The 19101-nt window shown below is 56.8% G+C and carries 16 protein-coding genes; 4 read left to right on the forward strand and 12 right to left on the reverse strand.

Annotated elements, in window-relative coordinates; translation table 11 throughout:
- Nucleotides 1-154: 154 nt before the first annotated feature.
- The gene (tesB, locus tag V7Q49_RS10615; protein WP_333850996.1) at nucleotides 155-1015 is read left to right on the forward strand and encodes an acyl-CoA thioesterase II; all 861 of its coding nucleotides are present in this window, start codon (nucleotides 155-157) and stop codon (nucleotides 1013-1015) included.
- Nucleotides 1016-1111: 96 nt separating this feature from the next.
- Here the strand turns inward: tesB and amtB are convergent, their stop codons facing one another.
- The 5 genes from amtB to V7Q49_RS10640 all read right to left on the reverse strand — a co-directional run bounded on the left by amtB (nucleotide 1112) and on the right by V7Q49_RS10640 (nucleotide 7011).
- Nucleotides 1112-2398 carry an ammonium transporter AmtB gene (amtB, locus tag V7Q49_RS10620; protein ID WP_333850998.1) on the reverse strand — a complete coding sequence of 429 codons (1287 nt, stop codon included), beginning with the start codon at nucleotides 2396-2398 and terminating at the stop codon, nucleotides 1112-1114.
- Between the two features lie 33 nt (nucleotides 2399-2431).
- Nucleotides 2432-2770 (reverse strand): P-II family nitrogen regulator, encoded by a 339-nt coding sequence (gene glnK / locus V7Q49_RS10625; RefSeq protein WP_032616849.1) that lies wholly within the window; start codon nucleotides 2768-2770, stop codon nucleotides 2432-2434.
- A 196-nt stretch (nucleotides 2771-2966) separates the two neighbouring features.
- Nucleotides 2967-4745: a SmdB family multidrug efflux ABC transporter permease/ATP-binding protein gene (locus V7Q49_RS10630; RefSeq protein ID WP_333851000.1), complete on the reverse strand. Its 1779-nt coding sequence runs from the start codon at nucleotides 4743-4745 to the stop codon at nucleotides 2967-2969.
- Nucleotides 4738-6510 (reverse strand): SmdA family multidrug ABC transporter permease/ATP-binding protein, encoded by a 1773-nt coding sequence (locus tag V7Q49_RS10635; RefSeq protein ID WP_333851002.1) that lies wholly within the window; start codon nucleotides 6508-6510, stop codon nucleotides 4738-4740. The genes V7Q49_RS10630 and V7Q49_RS10635 overlap by 8 nt, the downstream gene beginning before the upstream one ends.
- A 42-nt stretch (nucleotides 6511-6552) precedes the next feature.
- The gene (locus V7Q49_RS10640; RefSeq protein ID WP_032616846.1) at nucleotides 6553-7011 is read right to left on the reverse strand and encodes an Lrp/AsnC family transcriptional regulator; all 459 of its coding nucleotides are present in this window, start codon (nucleotides 7009-7011) and stop codon (nucleotides 6553-6555) included.
- 115 nt (nucleotides 7012-7126) lie between these two features.
- Here V7Q49_RS10640 and V7Q49_RS10645 point away from each other — a divergent pair, with 115 nt between their 5' ends.
- Nucleotides 7127-8173, forward strand: coding sequence for a PLP-dependent cysteine synthase family protein (locus V7Q49_RS10645; protein WP_333851005.1), 1047 nt, complete (start codon nucleotides 7127-7129; stop codon nucleotides 8171-8173).
- 40 nt (nucleotides 8174-8213) lie between these two features.
- Here V7Q49_RS10645 and cof read toward each other — a convergent pair whose 3' ends face one another.
- Nucleotides 8214-9032 carry an HMP-PP phosphatase gene (cof, locus tag V7Q49_RS10650; RefSeq protein ID WP_333851007.1) on the reverse strand — a complete coding sequence of 273 codons (819 nt, stop codon included), beginning with the start codon at nucleotides 9030-9032 and terminating at the stop codon, nucleotides 8214-8216.
- 102 nt (nucleotides 9033-9134) lie between these two features.
- Between cof and V7Q49_RS10655 the strand changes: the two genes are divergently transcribed.
- Both V7Q49_RS10655 and queC read left to right on the forward strand, forming a co-directional pair.
- Entirely contained in the window at nucleotides 9135-10835 is a 1701-nt protein-coding gene (locus V7Q49_RS10655; RefSeq protein WP_333851009.1) for an SgrR family transcriptional regulator, read from the forward strand.
- 66 nt (nucleotides 10836-10901) lie between these two features.
- Nucleotides 10902-11597, forward strand: coding sequence for a 7-cyano-7-deazaguanine synthase QueC (gene queC / locus V7Q49_RS10660; RefSeq protein WP_333851011.1), 696 nt, complete (start codon nucleotides 10902-10904; stop codon nucleotides 11595-11597).
- Nucleotides 11598-11652: 55 nt separating this feature from the next.
- Here the strand turns inward: queC and V7Q49_RS10665 are convergent, their stop codons facing one another.
- From V7Q49_RS10665 to clpX, 6 genes are all read right to left on the reverse strand, one after another.
- Nucleotides 11653-12051 (reverse strand): YbgC/FadM family acyl-CoA thioesterase, encoded by a 399-nt coding sequence (locus V7Q49_RS10665; RefSeq protein ID WP_333851013.1) that lies wholly within the window; start codon nucleotides 12049-12051, stop codon nucleotides 11653-11655.
- Between the two features lie 95 nt (nucleotides 12052-12146).
- Nucleotides 12147-12515 (reverse strand): helix-hairpin-helix domain-containing protein, encoded by a 369-nt coding sequence (locus V7Q49_RS10670; protein ID WP_333851015.1) that lies wholly within the window; start codon nucleotides 12513-12515, stop codon nucleotides 12147-12149.
- Between the two features lie 148 nt (nucleotides 12516-12663).
- Nucleotides 12664-14535, reverse strand: a complete 1872-nt coding sequence (ppiD, locus tag V7Q49_RS10675) for a peptidylprolyl isomerase (protein WP_333851017.1) — start codon at nucleotides 14533-14535, stop codon at nucleotides 12664-12666.
- Between the two features lie 211 nt (nucleotides 14536-14746).
- Entirely contained in the window at nucleotides 14747-15019 is a 273-nt protein-coding gene (gene hupB / locus V7Q49_RS10680) for a nucleoid-associated protein HU-beta (protein WP_002444653.1), read from the reverse strand.
- A gap of 210 nt (nucleotides 15020-15229) precedes the next feature.
- Nucleotides 15230-17584: an endopeptidase La gene (gene lon / locus V7Q49_RS10685; protein ID WP_333851022.1), complete on the reverse strand. Its 2355-nt coding sequence runs from the start codon at nucleotides 17582-17584 to the stop codon at nucleotides 15230-15232.
- A 184-nt stretch (nucleotides 17585-17768) separates the two neighbouring features.
- Nucleotides 17769-19043 carry an ATP-dependent protease ATP-binding subunit ClpX gene (clpX, locus tag V7Q49_RS10690; RefSeq protein WP_032616836.1) on the reverse strand — a complete coding sequence of 425 codons (1275 nt, stop codon included), beginning with the start codon at nucleotides 19041-19043 and terminating at the stop codon, nucleotides 17769-17771.
- Nucleotides 19044-19101 lie beyond the last annotated feature (58 nt).

Here is a 19101-nt window from a genome sequence, read left to right on the forward strand (position 1 = left end):
TTAATACCAGGTTAACGAGAGTAAGTGTGGCACACATCAATTATTTATGCCTGGAATCTCCCTGTTATTCAGATTATTGCACCCATCGGACCACTTCCATTTCTGCGTTATACTCTGCCTATCTTTCGCCACGGCGTTTTAATTGAGGACGACTATGAGTCAGGCACTAGGCAATCTGCTGACATTATTAAACCTGGAAAAAATTGAAGAAGGACTCTTTCGGGGACAAAGCGAAGATCTGGGCTTACGCCAGGTATTCGGCGGTCAGGTTGTGGGGCAAGCCCTCTACGCAGCTAAAGAGACAGTACCTGCGGAACGCTTTGTGCACTCCTTTCACAGCTACTTTTTGCGCCCTGGCGACAGCCAGAAACCGATCGTTTATGACGTGGAAGTCCTGCGTGACGGCAACAGCTTCAGCGCCCGCCGCGTGGCGGCTGTGCAGAACGGCAAGCCGATCTTCTATATGACCGCCTCCTTCCAGGCACCGGAACCGGGCTATGAGCATCAAAAAACGATGCCCCCTGCCCCATCGCCGGACGCGTTAAAGTCTGAAACGGATATTGCCCGCGCGCTGGCGCACCTATTGCCTCCGCAGGTGAAAGAGAAGTTTCTCTGCGACAAACCGCTGGAAATCCGCCCGGTAGAGTTCCATAACCCGATGAAAGGCCATACCGCCGAGCCGGCGCGTCAGGTCTGGATCCGCGCCAACGGCACGGTGCCGGAAGATTTCCGCGTCCATCAGTATCTGCTGGGTTACGCGTCCGATTTCAACTTCCTGCCGGTTGCCCTACAGCCGCACGGCGTAGGCTTCCTCGAGAAAGGAATGCAGGTTGCCACTATCGATCATTCGATGTGGTTCCACCGTCCGTTTGATATGAACGACTGGCTGCTGTACAGCGTGGAGAGTACCTCAGCGTCGAGCGCGCGCGGGTTTGTTCGCGGTGAGTTTTATACGCAGGATGGGGTGTTAGTGGCGTCTACGGTGCAGGAAGGGGTGATGCGCAACCGGGGCTGATAGTTTGTGCGGTCTGGTGCCCTCACCCCGGCCCTCTCCCACAGGGAGAGGGTGCAAACACAAAAACGGCAACCTGTGGTTGCCGTTTGCTTTTACTTAAGCGTTATACGCATTCTCGCCGTGGCTGTTGACGTCCAGACCTTCGCGCTCCTGCTCTTCCGGTACGCGCAGACCCACCGTCATATCCGCCAGCTTGTAGCCGATAAAGGCGACTACGCCCGACCAGACCACCGTGATGGCGATACTTTCCAGCTGCACCAGCACCTGATGACCCATGGTCACGCCTTCTGCGTAGCCGACGCCACCCAGTGAGGTTGAGGCGAAGATGCCGGTCATGATGCAGCCAACGATGCCGCACACGCCGTGCACGCCAAAGACATCACAAGGATCGTCCACACGCAGCACGCGTTTCAGCGCAGTAACGCCCCACAGACCAGCCAGACCCGCCACGATACCGACGAGCAGCCCCCCGCCCACACCAACAAAGCCACAGGCCGGGGTGATGCCAACCAGACCGGCAATCGCACCGGAACAGGCACCCAGCAGAGAAGGTTTACCGCGTACCGCCCACTCGCCAAAGATCCAGGAGAGAATGGCACCCGCGGTCGCAATTACGGTGTTCACGAAGGCCAGCGCCGCGATTTCGTTTGCTGCACTGGCGGAACCGGCGTTAAAGCCAAACCAGCCGAAGTAGAGGATTGCAGTGCCGGTAAAGACCATCGGCAGGTTGTGCGGTTTAAAGGCCTCTTTGCCAAAACCGACGCGTTTGCCAATCAGGTATGCGCCCACCAGGCCCGCTACCGCGGCGTTGATGTGAACCACGGTACCGCCCGCAAAGTCCAGCGCGCCATGGGAAGCCAGCAGACCGCCGCCCCAGACCATATGCGCCACCGGCACGTAGGAGAGGGTCAGCCAGACCACCACGAAGATCAGCACCGCGGAGAAGCGAATACGTTCTGCCAGCGCCCCGACGATCAGGCCGACGGTAATACAGGCGAAGGAGCCCTGGAACGCCACGTGGATGTACTGATAGAAGCTGCCCATCACCGCGGTCAGCTCGATATTTTTCAGCATCGCCCAGTTGAAGCTGCCGAAGAAGGCATTGCCTTCACCGAAGGCCAGCGAGTAGCCGTAGACCACCCACAGGACGCATACCAGGGCGAAGGTTACTGTCACCTGAGTGAGCATGGAGAGGACGTTTTTGCCGCGGATCAGGCCGCCGTAAAACAGCGCGATTCCCGGAATGGTCATAAACAGCACCAGCGCGGTGCAAATCATCATAAAGGCGTTATCGGCTTTGTCTGCGACCGCCGGTGCCGCCATTGCCAGCCCCGGCAGCAGTGCCAGAGACCCCAGACCTGCTTTGAGTGTTGTTGTGTTCATTTTCTCGATCCCTATCACTGTGTGCCTGATGTTTTACAGTGCCGCTTCGTCGGCTTCGCCTGTACGAATGCGAATAACGCGTTGCAGCTCAGCAACGAAAATTTTGCCGTCGCCAATTTTGCCGGTGTAGGCTGCTTTACTAATCACGTCGATAACCTCATCCAGCTGATCGTCGGCGATCGCCACGTCAATCTTCACTTTTGGCAGGAAGTTGACGCTGTATTCGGCGCCACGGTACAGCTCCGCATGACCTTTCTGTCGCCCAAAGCCTTTCACCTCGGTGACGGTCAGTCCCTGAATACCCATTGAAGAGAGTGCTTCACGCACGTCTTCGAGCTTGAATGGTTTGATGACCACGGTAACCAGCTTCATATATCTCTCCAGTCAGAATTCGGTAATGGCTCGCGAACTGATTAGTTATTGCAAGGGGTGTGCCAGAATTAAAAAGAGAGGAAAGATGAGGCGTGGCGGAGAGCGGACGAAAAAAAACGCACCATGACAGTGCATGATGCGTTTCATTTTTGCACCAACCGATTCAGCGGCTGGTCGGTTGCTTAATTTTAGTGCATCAGGCGCTGAGCGACTCTTCACGCGTGCTGGCGGCCAGCTCTTCCCCGGCCAGCTGCAGCTGATACATTTGCCAGTAACGCCCTTTCGCCTCAAGCAGTTGCCTGTGGGTACCGCGCTCAACCGCCTGGCCGCGATGAAGCACCAGAATGGTATCTGCCTCGACAATGGTCGACAGGCGGTGGGCAATGACCACCAGGGTGGTGTGTTCACGTACGCTAGCCAGCGCCTGCTGGATCGCCTGCTCGGTGCCGGAGTCGATGCTGGCCGTGGCTTCATCGAGGATCAGCACCTGGGGCGTATCTATCAGCACCCGGGCCAAGGCCAGCAGCTGTTTTTGCCCCACCGAGAGGTTATTCCCCTGCTCGCCCAGCCGGGTGTGTATGCCGTCGTGCAGGCCGCGCGCCAGCTCCGCCAGCTGTACTTTCTCCAGCACGTCCCACACCTTTTCCTCGCTAAACGGACGCCCGAGCGTAACGTTGGCGAAGAAGGTATCGGCCAGCACCACCGGATCCTGCTGCACCATCGCCACGCCTTTACGCAGCGCGGCATGGCTCAGCGTGGAGAGCGGACGCCCGTCGAGGCGAATTTCCCCTTCAGTGAGCGGGTAGTAACCCATCAGCAGGCTGGCGAGAGTACTTTTACCGCTGCCGGTATGCCCCACCAGCGCGACGAAACTCCGGGAGGGCACCTTCAGATCGATATCCTGCAACACCAGCCGGTCGTCGCGATAGGCAAAGGAGACGTTATCAAACTCAATGGTGCCGCTTTGCAGGTCGCGATTGTCAAGACCGTAGGCCTGACGCGGGCGATCCATCAGCTCAAAGACGCGCTCGCCAGCAACCACCGCCTGCTGCAGCATCGACTGCTGGGTGGTCAGCTCGATCAGGGGCTCGTTAAGGCGGCCCAGATAGCTGATAAAGGCATACAGCACCCCAACCTCAATGGTGCCGCCAGCGGCAAAACCAAACTGCATCAGCAGCCCGCACAGCACCAGCGCCGAGAACAGGCTGAGCAGCGGACGCAAAAGAAAACCATCCAGACGCAGCGTCTGCATGCGGGCCATATAGTGGGAGCGGCTGGCCTCGCCCATCCGCTCGCCAAAGCGCTCCTGCTGGCGGAACTGCTGGATGACGCTCATGCCGTTGATGACCTCGTTGAAGCCATCGTTGATATCCGCCAGATAGGTGCGCACGCGACGGACAATCGGCGTGCTGTAGCGCTGGTAGATAACCATCACAATCATTACCGCCGGGAAAATGGCCATCGCCACCAGCGCCATGCGCCACTCGAGGCTGAACATCGCCACCAGCATGGCGCCGACCAGGGCAGCGCTGCGCAGCACCGTGGCCACCACCGTGACATAGAGATCGCGGATCACTTCCGTATCGTTGGTGACGCGGGAAATAATCTGCCCGACAGGCTGAGTATCGAACGCGCTCAGCGGCTGGCGCAGGGCGGCATCCATTACGTCGGTACGTAACTGCTGTACCACCCCGACGGCGGCCTGGTTAAACAGCAGCGACTGGGCATAGTGCAGCCCGGCCGCCAGCAGCTGCAGGCCAACATAGGCCACCCCCAGCCCGGTCACCAGGCCGAGCGGCAAGTAGTGTTTAGCCACCATGTTATCGATGAAATAGCTGATCAGCAGCGGACCGGTCACTTCGGCAATCGCCGCAATCCACAGCAGCACCACCGCCAGCGACAGCGGTTTGCGCCACGGCGAGCCATACGCCAGCAGGCGTTTCAGGGTGGGCCACAGCTGGGAAAAACTACGCATCGGCGGCCTCCTCGGTCATGTCCGGCACATCATCCAGCGCCGCTTCCAGTTGTTGATAGCGATACATATCGCGATACCATCCCGGCTGCTCCGCCAGCTGTTCATGCTGCCCGCGCTGGGCAATATGCCCGTGCTGCATCACCAGAATTTCACTCGCCTCGGTCAGGGCCGACAGACGATGAGCGCTGATGATCACCGTGCGCCCCTCCCCCCACTGGCGAAGGTTGTGCAGGATCTGATGTTCGGTGCGACCATCGACGGCGGAGAGGGCATCGTCGAGGATCAGGATCTCGGCGTTGAGCAGCAGCGCGCGGGCAATGGAGATGCGCTGCTTCTGCCCGCCGGAAAGCATCACGCCGCGCTCGCCCACTTCGGTTTCATAGCCCTGGGGCAGGCGCAGGATATCCTCATGCACGCTGGCAAGACGGGCGACGTGCTCGATCGCTTCCCGGGTCGCCTGCGGGCAACCCAGTGCAATATTGTTGGCGACGGTGTCGGAGAAGAGGAACGGCGTCTGGCTCACCACCGCCAGCCGGCTGCGCCAGCTGTCGAGTTGCAGCCGGGTAAGCGGAATATCGTGGAAGCGGATCTCGCCCTGGTCAATATCAAAATGGCGTTGGATAAGCGAGAGCACGGTACTTTTCCCCGCCCCGGTCGGGCCGCAGATCCCCAGCATTTGCCCCGGTTGCAGCGTAAAATGGACATTTTCAAGCGTCGTTTTTTCCGTATGCGGATAGGCAAATGCCCGCACTGAGAATGTCAGCTCGCCGCGCCCGTCCGGCACGCGCTCGCTGCCGTCGTTGACCACCGGCGCTTCGGCCAGCATGTCACGGATCCGGCTGTAGGCCGCGCTACCGCGCTCAACGATGTTAAACATCCAGGCCAGGGCCAGCATCGGCCAGATCATCAGCCCCAGATACATGGCAAAGCTGGTCAGCTGGCCGAGGGTCAGCGAGCCGTTAATCACCATCCAGCTACCGCCGCCAATGGCCAGCAGGTTGGCGGTGCCGATGGCGATATAGATCGTGGGATCAAAGCGGGCGTCGATCCGGGCGACGCGCAGGTTTTTGGCCCCGGTATCGGCGGCATCGGCAGCAAACAGCGCCGACTGGCGATCTTCCAGACCGAAGGCTTTGATCATCCGGATACTGGTCAGGCTCTCCTGGGTCCGGTCGTTGAGCGAGGAAAAGGCCGCCTGCGCCAGCTTGAAGCGCTGGTGCAGCTGGTCGCCGTAGCGTTTAATCGCCAGCGCCATAATGGGCATCGGCAGCAGCGCCAGCAGGGTCAACTGCCAGCTGATTTGGGTCGACATCACAATCAGCACCGCGCAGCCCATCACCAGCGAGTCCACCAGGGTCAGCACCCCTTCCCCGGCGGCAAAGACCACGCGATCCACATCGTTGGTGGCGCGGGCGATCAGGTCCCCGGTGCGGTGGCGGAGATAAAATTCCGGATGCTGGCGGCTGAGCTGGCGGTAAAAATCTTCCCGCAGCTCAACTGCCAGCTGGTAAGAAGCCCCGAACAACAGCACGCGCCAGACATAGCGCAGCAGATAGACCACCACCGCCGTCAGCACCAGGGTGCCGATCCACATCATCACCCGTGCGGTGGTGTAATGCTGTTCCGTTACGCCATCCACGACATAGCCCACCACTTTCGGCGGGATGAGCTGGAGAATGGCAATGATAATAAGCAGGGCCACTGCGCCGAGATAGCGTCGCCACTCCCGGCGGAAGTACCAGCTTAACTGAGCAAATAATCGCACGCGGTCTTTTCCTGAGGATCGTATTCCGGCAGTACCGGGAAGTTATTCAATGGGTAAGGCGGTGGTGTATTTTATCTGTTCCATCGCGAAGCTGGAGGTGACATTCGACAGACCTGGCACGCTGTTGACCAGCCGTTTATAGAAATCATCATAGCGTTTCATATCCGCTACCTGAACACGCATCAGGTAGTCGTATTCGCCCGCCATGCGCCAGAAGCCCAGCACTTCCGGCATCTCCGATACCACGCTGACAAACCTGCAGTACCAGTCGCTGCTGTGGTGCTGCGTTTTTATCAGAACAAACGCGGTCAATCCAAGCCCCAGTTTTTCGGGATCGAGCAGCGCCACGCGCCCCAGCAGGATCCCTTCGTCTTCGAGTCGCTTGAGGCGTTTCCAGCAGGGCGTGGTGGTCAGATTAACGGCATCCGCCAGCGCCTGCAAAGAGAGGGTGCAGTCGCTTTGCAGTAAGGACAGCAGCTTACGGTCAATTTTATCTAGCATACCCACCCTCCAGAGAAAATTTTTCTCCTTACATTCTATTTTAAAGGCCAGATAGCAACAATTTTTTCTGTGCTTTTCGCTATGCTGGGCACAAAATGACAAACGGATTACCGAGATGAACAGCGCCTGGGTTAAAAACGCCATCAGTGAAATTAACGCCGATTACCAACGTTCGGCGGACACACACCTTATTCGCCTGACCCTGCCGGGTTTTGCCGGTATTCAGCTCTATCTGAAAGACGAAAGTACCCACCCGACCGGCAGCCTGAAGCACCGTCTGGCGCGTTCGCTGTTCCTGTACGGGCTGTGTAACGGCTGGATCAAGGAAGGCACCACTATTATTGAGTCCTCTTCCGGCTCAACCGCCGTCTCGGAAGCCTACTTTGCCCGTCTACTGGGCCTGCCGTTTATCGCCGTAATGCCCTCCTGCACGGCAAAACGCAAAATCGAACAGATCGAATTTTACGGCGGCCGCTGCCACTTTGTGGAAAGCGCATGTGAAATTTATGCCGCTTCGGAGATGCTGGCCCGGGAGCTGAACGGTCACTATATGGACCAGTTCACTTTTGCCGAGCGGGCAACGGACTGGCGCGGCAATAACAACATTGCCGACAGTATCTTCCGCCAGATGCAAAATGAGCCCCACCCGGTGCCGGCCCATATCGTGATGAGCGCCGGTACCGGCGGTACTTCAGCCACCATTGGCCGCTATATTCGCTGCCAGGGTTATGATACCCGCCTGATGGTGGTGGATCCGCAGAACTCGGTGTTCCTGGATTACTGGCAGCAGCGCGATCCCGCTCTGCGCAGTCCGGTTGGGAGCAAAATTGAAGGGATTGGCCGCCCGCGCGTCGAGCCGTCGTTCATCCCTGACGTGGTGGACGAGATGCTTCGCGTGCCGGATGCTGCCAGCGTCGCCACCGCCCACTGGCTGGAAACGCAGCTTGGCCGTAAGGTCGGTGCCTCTACCGGGACAAATATGTGGGGCGCGCTGCAGCTGGCGGCACGGATGCGCGACGCAGGGCAAACCGGCTCCATCGTCACTCTGCTGTGCGACAGCGGCGAGCGCTATCTCGACACCTACTACAACGCCGAATGGGTGAAAGCCCACATTGGTGATGTGACGCCCTGGCTGGCAGAGATTGCCCGGCTGGTGAAATAAAAAAAGCCAGACTGTCGTCTGGCTTGCTGGAAGGGTCTCACTATTCGGGGGAATAAGGAAGATCGGGTGTATCCAGCCAATGGGTTAAGAAATGGGACACGGCCTCGTTGCGGCAGTGTCCGATAACCGGTAAATGCGAGAGCTCGGCGATCAGTTGCGGCATCGCATTGCCCATAATCAGGCCGCGGCCCACGCTGCCCAACATCTCGCGATCGTTCATCGCATCGCCAAACGCCATACACTCCTGCAACGTTAAGCCCAGATGATCGCTCAGCACCGCCAGGGCGGAACCTTTGTTGCACCCGACCGGCAGCACCTCAAGGCAATCTATCGCCGAGAAGGTTAAATGCGCGCGATTGCCCAGCGCCTCGTTGAGCTGAATGCGCAGGCGGCACAAATCGTCGTGATCGCCACAAAAACAGATTTTGGTCACCGCATGGGCCGGGATACGGCGCAGATCGGTCAGCTGATACTGGAAGCCGCTGTAGACGTGCGCCTCCAGCAGTGCCGGGATCTCTTTGCCGGTCAACCAGCCGGTGTCGTTAAATACGTGAATGCTGGCCTGGGTGTCCCAGGTGGTATGCAGCACCTGCTCCGCGACGTCCGGGGCCAAATCCTGACGATAAAGTACCTCGCCCTCCAGAGAGTGAATGCGCGTCCCGTTGCCGGTGATCAGAAAGGCATCGAGGGAAAGCGCGCCCATCAGGTGGCGCATCTCCAGCACGTGGCGGCCCGTGGCGAAGGTGAGCGTAATGTCGCGCTCATGCAGCCGCTTCAGCGTGCTCAGCGTCTTGTCACCTAAACGGTGGTCCGGCATTAACAAGGTGCCGTCCATATCAAATGCAGCCAGCCGCGCCATGGGAACTCCGAAAAATGTGAGGGGGTTAACTTGTGCATCAGTATTGCGTGATATATACGGAAGTAATACTGAATAGATGGAAATTATTGTTCCGGGTTTACTATGCGCCAGCTTAATCGACTTAATCAGTACCAACGGCTGTGGCAGCCCTCAGCCGGGGCGCCGCAGCAGGTCAGCGTCGCCGAACTGGCCAGCCGCTGCTTTTGCAGCGAACGGCACGTGCGTACGCTTTTGCGTCAGGCCCAGGAGGCAGGCTGGCTAAGCTGGCAGGCCCAGTCCGGGCGCGGTAAGCGCGGTGAGCTGCGCTTTCACGTCACGCCGGAATCCTTGCGCAATACGATGATGGAACAGGCGCTGAAAAGCGGCCAGCAGCATAACGCCCTGGAGCTGGCCCAGCTGGCGCCCCAGGCGCTGCGTGCCCTGCTACAGCCTTTTTTGGGCGGGCAGTGGCAGAACAATACACCGACGCTGCGCATTCCCTATTACCGGCCCCTCGACCCGCTCCATCCGGGCTTTTTGCCCGGCCGTGCCGAGCAGCATCTGGTCGGACAGATCTTTTCCGGCCTGACGCGCTTCAAAGATACCAGCAGCGAGCCGGGGGGCGATCTGGCGCATCACTGGGAGATTTCCGCCGATGGATTACGCTGGCACTTCTACATTCGCTCCACGCTACACTGGCATAACGGTGACAAAGTTGAGGCGGCCCAGCTCCAGAGCCAGCTGGCGCTGCTGCTCACCCTACCCGCGCTGCGCAAACTGTTTAACAGCGTGAAGCAGATTGAGGTGACCCACCCGCAGTGCCTGACCTTCGTGTTACATCAACCGGATTACTGGCTGGCGCACCGCCTGGCAAGCTACTGCAGCCGTCTTGCCCACCCCGAACAGCCTCTGACAGGGAGCGGGCCTTTCCGGCTGGCGATCTACGATGCGGATCTGGTCCGGCTGGAAAGCCACGAGCAGTACCATCTGGGGCATCCGCTGCTGAAAGCGATCGAATACTGGATCACCCCTCAGCTTTTTGACCAGGATTTAGGCACCAGCTGCCGCCATCCGGTGCAGATCGCCATTGGCGAACCGGAGGAGCTTGCCAGTCTGCGGCTGGTCAGTAACAGCATCAGCCTCGGGTTTTGCTATCTCACGCTGAAGCAGAGCGGCACGTTAAGCGAAGCGCAGGCCCGCAGGCTGATCGATATCATTCATCACACCTCGCTGCTGCATACGCTGCCGCTGGACGAAAACCTTATCACCCCGACCCAGGAGTTGCTCCCGGGCTGGACAATCCCGCAATGGCCGCAGGCGCATACCACCGCCCTGCCGGAGACGCTGACCCTGATCTATCACCTGCCGGTGGAGTTACACACCATGGCGGAGCAGCTTAAACGCTACCTGGCGCAGGAGGGCTGTCAGCTGACGGTGATTTTCCATGATGCCAAAACCTGGGATGGCTGCACCGCCCTGGCGGAGGCCGATATCATGATGGGCGACAGGCTGATTGGCGAAGCGCCGGAATACACCCTTGAGCAGTGGTTGCGCTGCGATACGCTGTGGCCACACCTGCTCAGTGCCCCGCAGTTCGCGCACCTGATGGCAACCCTGGATGCGGTTCAGGTTCAGCCCGACGCTGCGGCGCGCCACCTGGCGTTGAAAGAGGTCTTCGCGCAATTAATGGAGCGTGCCGTTCTGACGCCGCTGTTCAACTACCAGTATCAAATCAGTGCCCCGCCGGGCGTGAACGGCATCCGCCTGAACCCGCGCGGCTGGTTTGATTTTACCGAGGCCTGGCTGCCCGCGCCAAAAGCGTGAAGAAGCTGGTCGCCGTCACGGGCAGACGTTACCATAGGTTTTTAACCGTATAAGTTGGGAAGATTAATGAAACGTGCCGTTGTCGTGTTCAGTGGAGGCCAGGACTCCACCACCTGTCTGGTTCAGGCTCTGCAGCAATATGATGAAGTCCACTGTGTGACTTTTGACTATGGCCAGCGCCATAGCGAAGAGATTGAGGTCGCGCAGAAACTGGCGGTGAAACTCGGCGCACGGGCGCACAAGGTGCTGGATGTCACTCTGCTGAACGAACTGGCGGTGAGCAGCCTCACCCGCGACAGCATTCCGGTGCCGGACTACGAACCGGATGCCGAAGGGATCCCGAATACCTTCGTGCCGGGACGTAATATCCTCTTCCTGACCCTGACCGCCATCTACGCCTACCAGGTTAAAGCCGAGGCGATCATTACCGGGGTGTGCGAAACGGATTTCTCCGGCTACCCGGACTGCCGCGACGAATTTGTAAAAGCCCTCAACCATGCCGTAAATCTGGGGATGGCCAAAGATATCCGCTTCGAAACGCCGCTGATGTGGCTCGATAAAGCCGAAACCTGGGCGCTGGCCGACTACTGGGGCAAGCTGGATCTGGTGCGTAACGAAACGCTGACCTGCTACAACGGCATTCAGGGCGATGGTTGCGGCCAGTGCGCCGCCTGCAATCTGCGCGCTAACGGCCTGAACCACTATCTGGCGGATAAAACCGGCGTGATGGCGGCCATGAAAAAGAAAACCGGCCTTAACTAATACGGGCTACCGTGCCGGGGGAAGGTTCCGCTTCGCCCGGCATCAAAATGCGGGGTTATTTGATTAACAGCTCCAGCTTCTCACGCAGTTCTCCTTCCAGCGGCAACGCTTTCTGGGTTTTTAAATCGATGCAGACAAAGGTAATTAACGCATCTGCCACCACCTGCCCTTCCGGCTCCAGGGTCACTACCTGACTTAACACGCCGCTTTTACCGTTCAGCTGTTGCAGCTGGCTGGTAACCGTAAGAAGATCGCTGAGTACCGCGGGACGGCGATAGTTAATGTTGATGTTCGCCACCACAAAAGCAATACGCCGTTCGGTCATCCACTTAAAGCTGTCGCTGTTTTCCAGCCCATCCCAGCGCGCCTCTTCGAGAAACTCCAGATAACGTGCGTTATTAACGTGTTGGTAAACATCAAGGTGGTAGCCGCGTACTTTGATTTGAGTCTGCATAGCGCAATAGCCTTCAGATTGTTATTTATAAGATTCAGAGGTCATAACTGGTATGACCTCTTTATCCTGGCAAATTTTTGCCACTGTGCAAGTTATTACAGCGTCAGGAATGCAAGATTCCGCTCCACCAGCGCCCCGCCCATGCCGGGCACCTGTTTCAGGTCATCAAGCGTTTTAAACGGGCCGTACTCTTCACGGTAACTGACGATGGCCTGGGCTTTCTTCAGCCCTACGCCGTTCATCACACGCGCCAGCTCCTCCGCCGGGGCGGAGTTGATGCTGATCCGCCCCTTCTCCGCTTCCGTCGTTTTCGACTGCTGGGGTGAGGTGGTGAGGGGCGGGGCATCGGACTTGCCTTGCGCAACCTGCGTTTTGGCGGCCGGTGTCGCCGCCAGCGCGCAGTGGCTCATCCCGGCAGAGACAAGGGCAAGCGTAATAAAAAGGGTTTTGATTCCATGTTTCATGCTGTGTTCTCCTTGTTTGTTGACAGCTCACTCACCATAAACGGGCTGCTTTTTCGGGACAAACAGCAGATTGCAGAAATGGAAAAGGCCGCGAAAGCGGCCTTTGGGTGTTGCAGTACGTTGCTCAAATTTGCGAGCAGCAACGTAATTACTGCTGGGTGATGATATCGCCCAGCTTGATTTTGGCTTCTTTACGCAGGTTGCTCATCAGTGCTTCGAAGGCAATTTGCGCGTTGTTCTGGGTGATACCCTGAACCATCGCTTTCTTCTGCGCTTCCGGCATGGTGCCCGCTTTCACTTCGTCCAGCGCCAGAACCACCACGTTGCCCTGCATATCGTTGGCGATACCAAAGCTCGGCTTGTCTTTCGCCGGCAGGCTCAGACCGAATGCCGCCTGGCTGATCGGATCCTGACCGGTACGGCTCAGCGTCTTCGCCTCGCCAAAGCTCAGGCCAGCCGCTTTCAGCGCCTCGTCACCTTTGCCAGCTTTCAGCTCGGCCAGCAGCTTCTCAGCGTCCAGCTTCGCCTGCTGCACGGCTTTGTTATGTTTCACCAGGGCAGTGATTTGATCTTTTACTTCGTCCAGCGGCTTAATCGCTTCCGGCTTGTGCTCGCTCACGCGCAGAACAAAGGCGCGATCGCCGTCGACGGTGATGATGTCAGAGTTGCTGCCCGGAGTGCCGTTTTCGCCAACCAGACCGCCACTGAAGATGGCATCCGCAACCGGCTTGAAGTTCAGCTCTTCCGGCAGGTTGTCATGACCAAACCAGCCGGTAGTGACGGCTTTCGCACCCGCAGCCTGCTCAGCGCCCGCCAGCGATTCGTTATCATTGCTGGCCGCATCGCTCACCTTCTGCTGCAACGCATAGAAGCCATCCAGCGCTTTCTCCTGCTTCACTTTCGCGGCGATGTCATCACGAACGTCAGCCAGCGGTTTGGTGGTCGCAGGGGTGATATCATCCAGACGCACCACCAGGAAGCCGACGGAGGATTTGATCACACCAGAAAGTTGGCCTTTCTCTTTCAGACCCGCATTTTTCAGCTCGTCCGGCGTGGTGCCCTCTTCCAGCCAGCCCATATCACCGCCGTTTTTGGCAGAGATGATATCGGTGGATTTCTCTTTCGCGACCGTTGCGAAGTCAGCGCCTTTGTTCAGTTCGTCCAGCGCCGCTTTAGCGTCGGCTTCAGTTTTGGTCTGAATGACGCTGAAACGGTTACGCTGTGGCTGAGTGAACTGATCCTGATGCTGATCGTAGTAAGACTGAATCTCCGTATCGGAGGCGTTTTCCTGCATCGCAGCCGCATCCAGCTTGATGTAGCTCACGCGGAACTGCTCCGGGGCGGTGAAGTTGTTTTTGTTCTGCTCGTAGTAGCTTTTCACCTCTTCGTCGCTCGCCTGCTGCTTAGCAGCCAGGGCGTTAACATCGAAGGTGGCTTCACGCACGACGCGCTGCTGAGAAACCAGCGTTGCCAGTTCATCCGCTTCGCCTTTGAGCATGAAGTCGGTGCCCACTACGGCGTTGATCAACTGCTGAGTGGTCAGCTGGTTACGTAGCGCCTGAGCGTATTGATCCGGCGTCATTCCCATCTGATTCACAATAGCGTTATAGCGGGTGTTATCGAATTTGCCGTTATTCTGGAAAGCCGGGGTGGAGAAAATGGCTTTCTTAACCTGATCGTCGCTGATGCTCAGACCGATTTCACGGGCATACTGATCCAGCAGCGCTTCGTCGATAAGACGGTTCAGCGTCTGCTGACGCAGGTTTTTCATGTACCCTTCATTCGCCGCCAGTTCAGAGAACTGATCGCCCAGCTGTTGCTGCATGCGGTTACGTTCACCGGCGAATGCATTCTCAAACTGCCCACGGCTGATTTCCTGGTCGTTCACTTTTGCGGCGTAGTTTGCACTACCGCCAATCAGGTATCCGCTCACGCCGGTCAAAATGAACGACACGATAATGATACCGAAAATAATCTTGAGCACGAGACTGTTAGCAGCCGTGCGTAAGCTGTCCATCATGGTGTAACCACACTCCGCTGTAGGTGACTGGTGACCTGACGCTGGCGGAAATCCTGACCGCAGCGCGTAAAGACGTATTGTGACAAGAAACCGGGGCGATTGTCAGCCCACAACTCGCATAAACTCACATAAATCAGGCCTGGACAAACAAAAAAGGCACATCAAATGATGCGCCCTTGTACTTTTCAACTTCCCTGACGTAAGAAAGCGATCAGTTTACTGCGTCTTTCAGCGCTTTGCCGGCGCGGAAGCCCGGAACTTTAGCAGCAGCGATGGTGATCTCTTTACCGGTCTGAGGGTTGCGGCCAGTACGGGCAGCACGCTCTTTAACAGCAAAAGTACCAAAACCTACCAGCGCCACGTCGTCCCCAGCCTGCAGAGATTCGGTTACAGAAGCAATCAAAGCATCTAACGCACGTCCAGCCGCAGCTTTGGAGATATCAGCACCCGCAGCAATTTTGTCAATCAGTTGAGATTTATTCACTCTTCTCTTCCTCTCTTTATAATTTATATCGCGCCTGAGTCCTTCAAAACGCGACCGCGCAGCAGTTATATCAGGCCTGCCATGACCTTACAACACCCGTTGTTGATGGCTGGCCCAATCAGCAATCTAAATTAGCTATACAAAAAAAGGCTGGCAAGCCCGAAATCGCTCACCAGCCTTGTTTTTATTGACGCTCTTTGCGCGAGGTCACTATTTTGCGGTCACAACCTGCATTCCGTAAGGCTCGTTCTGCAGTGCAAGGGTCAGAACTTCCTCAATACGTTTCACCGGATGGATATCCAGATCGGCGATAACGTTATCCGGAATCTCTTCCAGATCGCGCTTGTTCTCATACGGGATGAGGACCGTTTTAATGCCGCCACGGTGGGCTGCCAGCAGTTTTTCTTTCAAACCACCAATTGGCAGAACCTGGCCGCGCAGAGTGATTTCACCGGTCATCGCCACATCGGCGCGCACTGGGTTGCCGGTCAGGCAGGACACCAGGGCGCTACACATTGCGATACCCGCGCTCGGGCCATCTTTCGGCGTTGCCCCTTCCGGCACGTGAACGTGAATATCGCGTTTTTCGTAAAAGTCCGGATTGATACCCAGTTTTTCCGCACGCGCGCGCACCACGGTCAGCGCAGCCTGAATGGACTCCTGCATCACTTCACCCAGCGAACCGGTGTAGGTCAGCTTACCTTTACCCGGTACGCAGGCGGTTTCGATGGTCAGCAGATCGCCGCCCACTTCCGTCCATGCAAGACCGGTCACCTGGCCTACGCGGTTTTCGCTGTCCGCACGGCCGTAGTCGTAGCGCTGAACACCGAGGTATTCGTGCAGGTTGTCGCCATTAATTTCAATGTGCTTCAACGTCTTGTCGAGCAGCAGCTGTTTTACCGCCTTACGACACAGCTTGGAGATTTCACGCTCCAGGCTACGCACGCCCGCCTCACGGGTGTAGTAACGAATAATGCCGATAATTGCGCTGTCATCAACGGTCAATTCGCTTTCTTTCAGTGCGTTACGTTCAATCTGCTTCGACAGCAGGTGACGGCGGGCAATGTTCAGTTTTTCGTCTTCGGTGTAGCCAGAAAGACGGATCACTTCCATACGATCCAGCAGCGGTGCCGGGATATTCATGGAGTTGGAGGTCGCCACGAACATCACATCGCTGAGGTCGTAGTCCACTTCCAGGTAGTGATCGCTGAACGCCACGTTCTGCTCAGGATCCAGCACTTCAAGCAGGGCTGAAGCCGGATCGCCGCGCATATCGGACGACATTTTGTCGATCTCATCCAGCAGGAACAGCGGGTTTTTAACCCCCACTTTCGCCATTTTCTGGATCAGTTTGCCCGGCATGGAACCGATATAGGTCCGACGGTGACCGCGGATTTCCGCTTCGTCACGCACGCCACCCAGCGCCATACGGATGTACTTACGTCCGGTGGCTTTGGCAATGGACTGGCCCAGAGAGGTTTTACCTACCCCCGGCGGCCCGACCAGGCACAGAATCGGCCCTTTGAGCTTATTAACACGGCTTTGAACCGCAAGATACTCAAGGATGCGGTCCTTGACGCGCTCCAGACCGTAGTGGTCGGTATCGAGGATCTCCTGGGCCTGACGCAGGTCTTTTTTGACCTTGTTGCGGGCGTTCCACGGAACCTGCACCATCCATTCAATGTAGCCGCGGACAACGGTCGCTTCTGCAGACATCGGAGACATCATTTTCAGCTTCTGCAGTTCAGCTTCAGCTTTCTCTTTTGCCTCTTTCGGCATTTTCGCCGCGTCGATCTTACGCTTCAGCGCTTCGTTTTCGTCCGGTGCGTCATCCATCTCACCGAGTTCTTTCTGAATGGCCTTCATCTGCTCGTTCAGATAGTACTCGCGCTGAGATTTCTCCATCTGCTTTTTCACGCGGTTGCGAATACGCTTCTCAACCTGCAGCAGATCGATTTCAGACTCCATCATCGCCATCAGGTATTCCAGACGCTCATTCACGTCGGACATTTCCAGCACGGACTGTTTGTCAGCCAGCTTCAGCGGCATATGCGCAGCGATGGTGTCAGCCAGACGTGCAGGATCGTCGATGCTGTTCAGCGACGTCAGCACTTCTGGCGGGATTTTTTTGTTCAGCTTGATATAGCCTTCAAACTGACTGATCGCGGTACGAACCAGTACCTCCTGCTCACGCTCATCAAGCTGAGGGGAGTCCAGATATTCGGCTTTTGCTGCGAAGTGTTCGCCATCATCAGATAGCGTGGTAATACGCGCACGCTGCAGCCCCTCGACCAGCACCTTCACGGTGCCATCAGGCAGCTTCAGCATTTGTAAAATAGAGGCCACGGTCCCGACGGTGAAAAGATCGTTTACACCCGGCTCATCCGTTGATGCTTCTTTCTGCGCAACCAGCATGATTTTTTTATCATGATCCATGGCGGCTTCAAGGCAACGGATAGATTTTTCCCGCCCTACAAATAAGGGTATGACCATGTGCGGATAAACCACCACATCGCGCAACGGCAATACGGGGATTTCAATGCGTTCAGAACGCTCAGGATTCATAGAGCTCTCTCTTAGTTTAGTGTCCGCCAGGTAAGCAGGTTGCAGGACTGTGCTTCATGCAACCATTAACATGTAATCCAGTATATGGGGATGATTCCCACACATTCAACGCCATGTTTACGGAAAAATAAAAGGGGGGATTAAATCCCCCCTTTTTGATTAACTGCTTGTATGGCCTGGTGAATTATTCGCCAGATGCCTGCTGGGCTTCCGGCGTGCCGTAAATCAGCAGCGGTTTACTTTGCCCGGCAATAACGGACTCGTCGATAACCACTTTTTCGACCTCTTCCATTGAAGGAAGATCGTACATCGTATCGAGCAGCGCAGCTTCTACAATCGAACGCAGGCCACGCGCACCGGTTTTACGTGCCATCGCTTTCTTGGCAATCGCGTCCAGCGCTTCGTCACGGAATTCCAGCTCAACGCCTTCCAGATTGAACAACGCCTGGTACTGCTTGGTCAGGGCGTTTTTCGGCTCTTTCAGGATCTGAATCAGCGCATCTTCACTCAGTTCTGTCAGAGTAGCGACAACCGGCAGACGACCGATGAACTCAGGGATCAGACCAAATTTGATCAGATCTTCTGGCTCAACCTGGGTCAGCAGTTCGCCCTCTTTCGCTTTTTCAGATTTCGCCTTCACCGTAGCGCCAAAGCCAATACCCGAGCCGGTTTCAACACGGTTAGCAATGACTTTATCCAGGCCGGCAAACGCACCGCCACAGATAAACAGGATTTTGGACGTATCAACCTGCAGGAACTCCTGCTGCGGATGCTTACGGCCTCCCTGCGGCGGAACAGCGGCAACCGTGCCTTCGATCAGTTTCAGCAACGCCTGCTGCACACCTTCACCGGACACGTCACGGGTAATCGACGGGTTATCGGATTTACGCGAGATTTTATCGATCTCATCGATATACACGATACCGCGCTGGGCTTTCTGTACGTCGTAATCGCACTTCTGCAGCAGTTTCTGGATGATGTTTTCCACATCCTCACCCACATAACCGGCTTCGGTCAGGGTGGTGGCATCCGCCATGGTAAACGGAACATCCAGCAGACGCGCCAGCGTTTCTGCCAGCAGGGTTTTACCGGAACCGGTTGGGCCGATCAGCAAAATGTTACTTTTGCCCAGCTCAACGCCGTTACTGTTATCCCCATTACGCAGACGTTTGTAGTGGTTGTATACCGCCACTGCCAGCACCTTTTTCGCCTGTTCCTGGCCGATGACATAGTCATCAAGATGATGACGGATCTCATGCGGCGTAGGTAACGCGCTGCGCTCACGGTGTGGTGCGACTTCTTTAATCTCTTCGCGGATGATGTCGTTACATAAGTCGACACATTCGTCGCAGATATACACGGATGGCCCGGCAATCAGTTTGCGCACTTCATGCTGGCTTTTGCCGCAAAAAGAGCAGTACAACAGTTTGCCCGATCCATCTTTGCGTTTATCTGTCATGAGTCAAAACCTCTTTTTAAGTTCTTTGTGCCGCACATGACGACGCAAATGCCATTCT

The sequence above is a fragment of the Leclercia sp. genome, assembly GCF_036780805.1.
Taxonomy (GTDB): domain Bacteria; phylum Pseudomonadota; class Gammaproteobacteria; order Enterobacterales; family Enterobacteriaceae; genus Enterobacter.

What these genes read in the sequence shown, in the direction of transcription:
- tesB (WP_333850996.1), top strand. Translation starts at nt 155, where the DNA reads ATGAGTCAGGCACTAGGCAATCTGCTGACATTATTAAACCTGGAAAAA.
- amtB (WP_333850998.1), bottom strand. Translation starts at nt 2,398, where the DNA reads ATGAACACAACAACACTCAAAGCAGGTCTGGGGTCTCTGGCACTGCTG.
- glnK (WP_032616849.1), bottom strand. Translation starts at nt 2,770, where the DNA reads ATGAAGCTGGTTACCGTGGTCATCAAACCATTCAAGCTCGAAGACGTG.
- V7Q49_RS10630 (WP_333851000.1), bottom strand. Translation starts at nt 4,745, where the DNA reads ATGCGTAGTTTTTCCCAGCTGTGGCCCACCCTGAAACGCCTGCTGGCG.
- V7Q49_RS10640 (WP_032616846.1), bottom strand. Translation starts at nt 7,011, where the DNA reads ATGCTAGATAAAATTGACCGTAAGCTGCTGTCCTTACTGCAAAGCGAC.
- V7Q49_RS10645 (WP_333851005.1), top strand. Translation starts at nt 7,127, where the DNA reads ATGAACAGCGCCTGGGTTAAAAACGCCATCAGTGAAATTAACGCCGAT.
- cof (WP_333851007.1), bottom strand. Translation starts at nt 9,032, where the DNA reads ATGGCGCGGCTGGCTGCATTTGATATGGACGGCACCTTGTTAATGCCG.
- V7Q49_RS10655 (WP_333851009.1), top strand. Translation starts at nt 9,135, where the DNA reads ATGCGCCAGCTTAATCGACTTAATCAGTACCAACGGCTGTGGCAGCCC.
- queC (WP_333851011.1), top strand. Translation starts at nt 10,902, where the DNA reads ATGAAACGTGCCGTTGTCGTGTTCAGTGGAGGCCAGGACTCCACCACC.
- V7Q49_RS10665 (WP_333851013.1), bottom strand. Translation starts at nt 12,051, where the DNA reads ATGCAGACTCAAATCAAAGTACGCGGCTACCACCTTGATGTTTACCAA.
- V7Q49_RS10670 (WP_333851015.1), bottom strand. Translation starts at nt 12,515, where the DNA reads ATGAAACATGGAATCAAAACCCTTTTTATTACGCTTGCCCTTGTCTCT.
- ppiD (WP_333851017.1), bottom strand. Translation starts at nt 14,535, where the DNA reads ATGATGGACAGCTTACGCACGGCTGCTAACAGTCTCGTGCTCAAGATT.
- lon (WP_333851022.1), bottom strand. Translation starts at nt 17,584, where the DNA reads ATGAATCCTGAGCGTTCTGAACGCATTGAAATCCCCGTATTGCCGTTG.
- clpX (WP_032616836.1), bottom strand. Translation starts at nt 19,043, where the DNA reads ATGACAGATAAACGCAAAGATGGATCGGGCAAACTGTTGTACTGCTCT.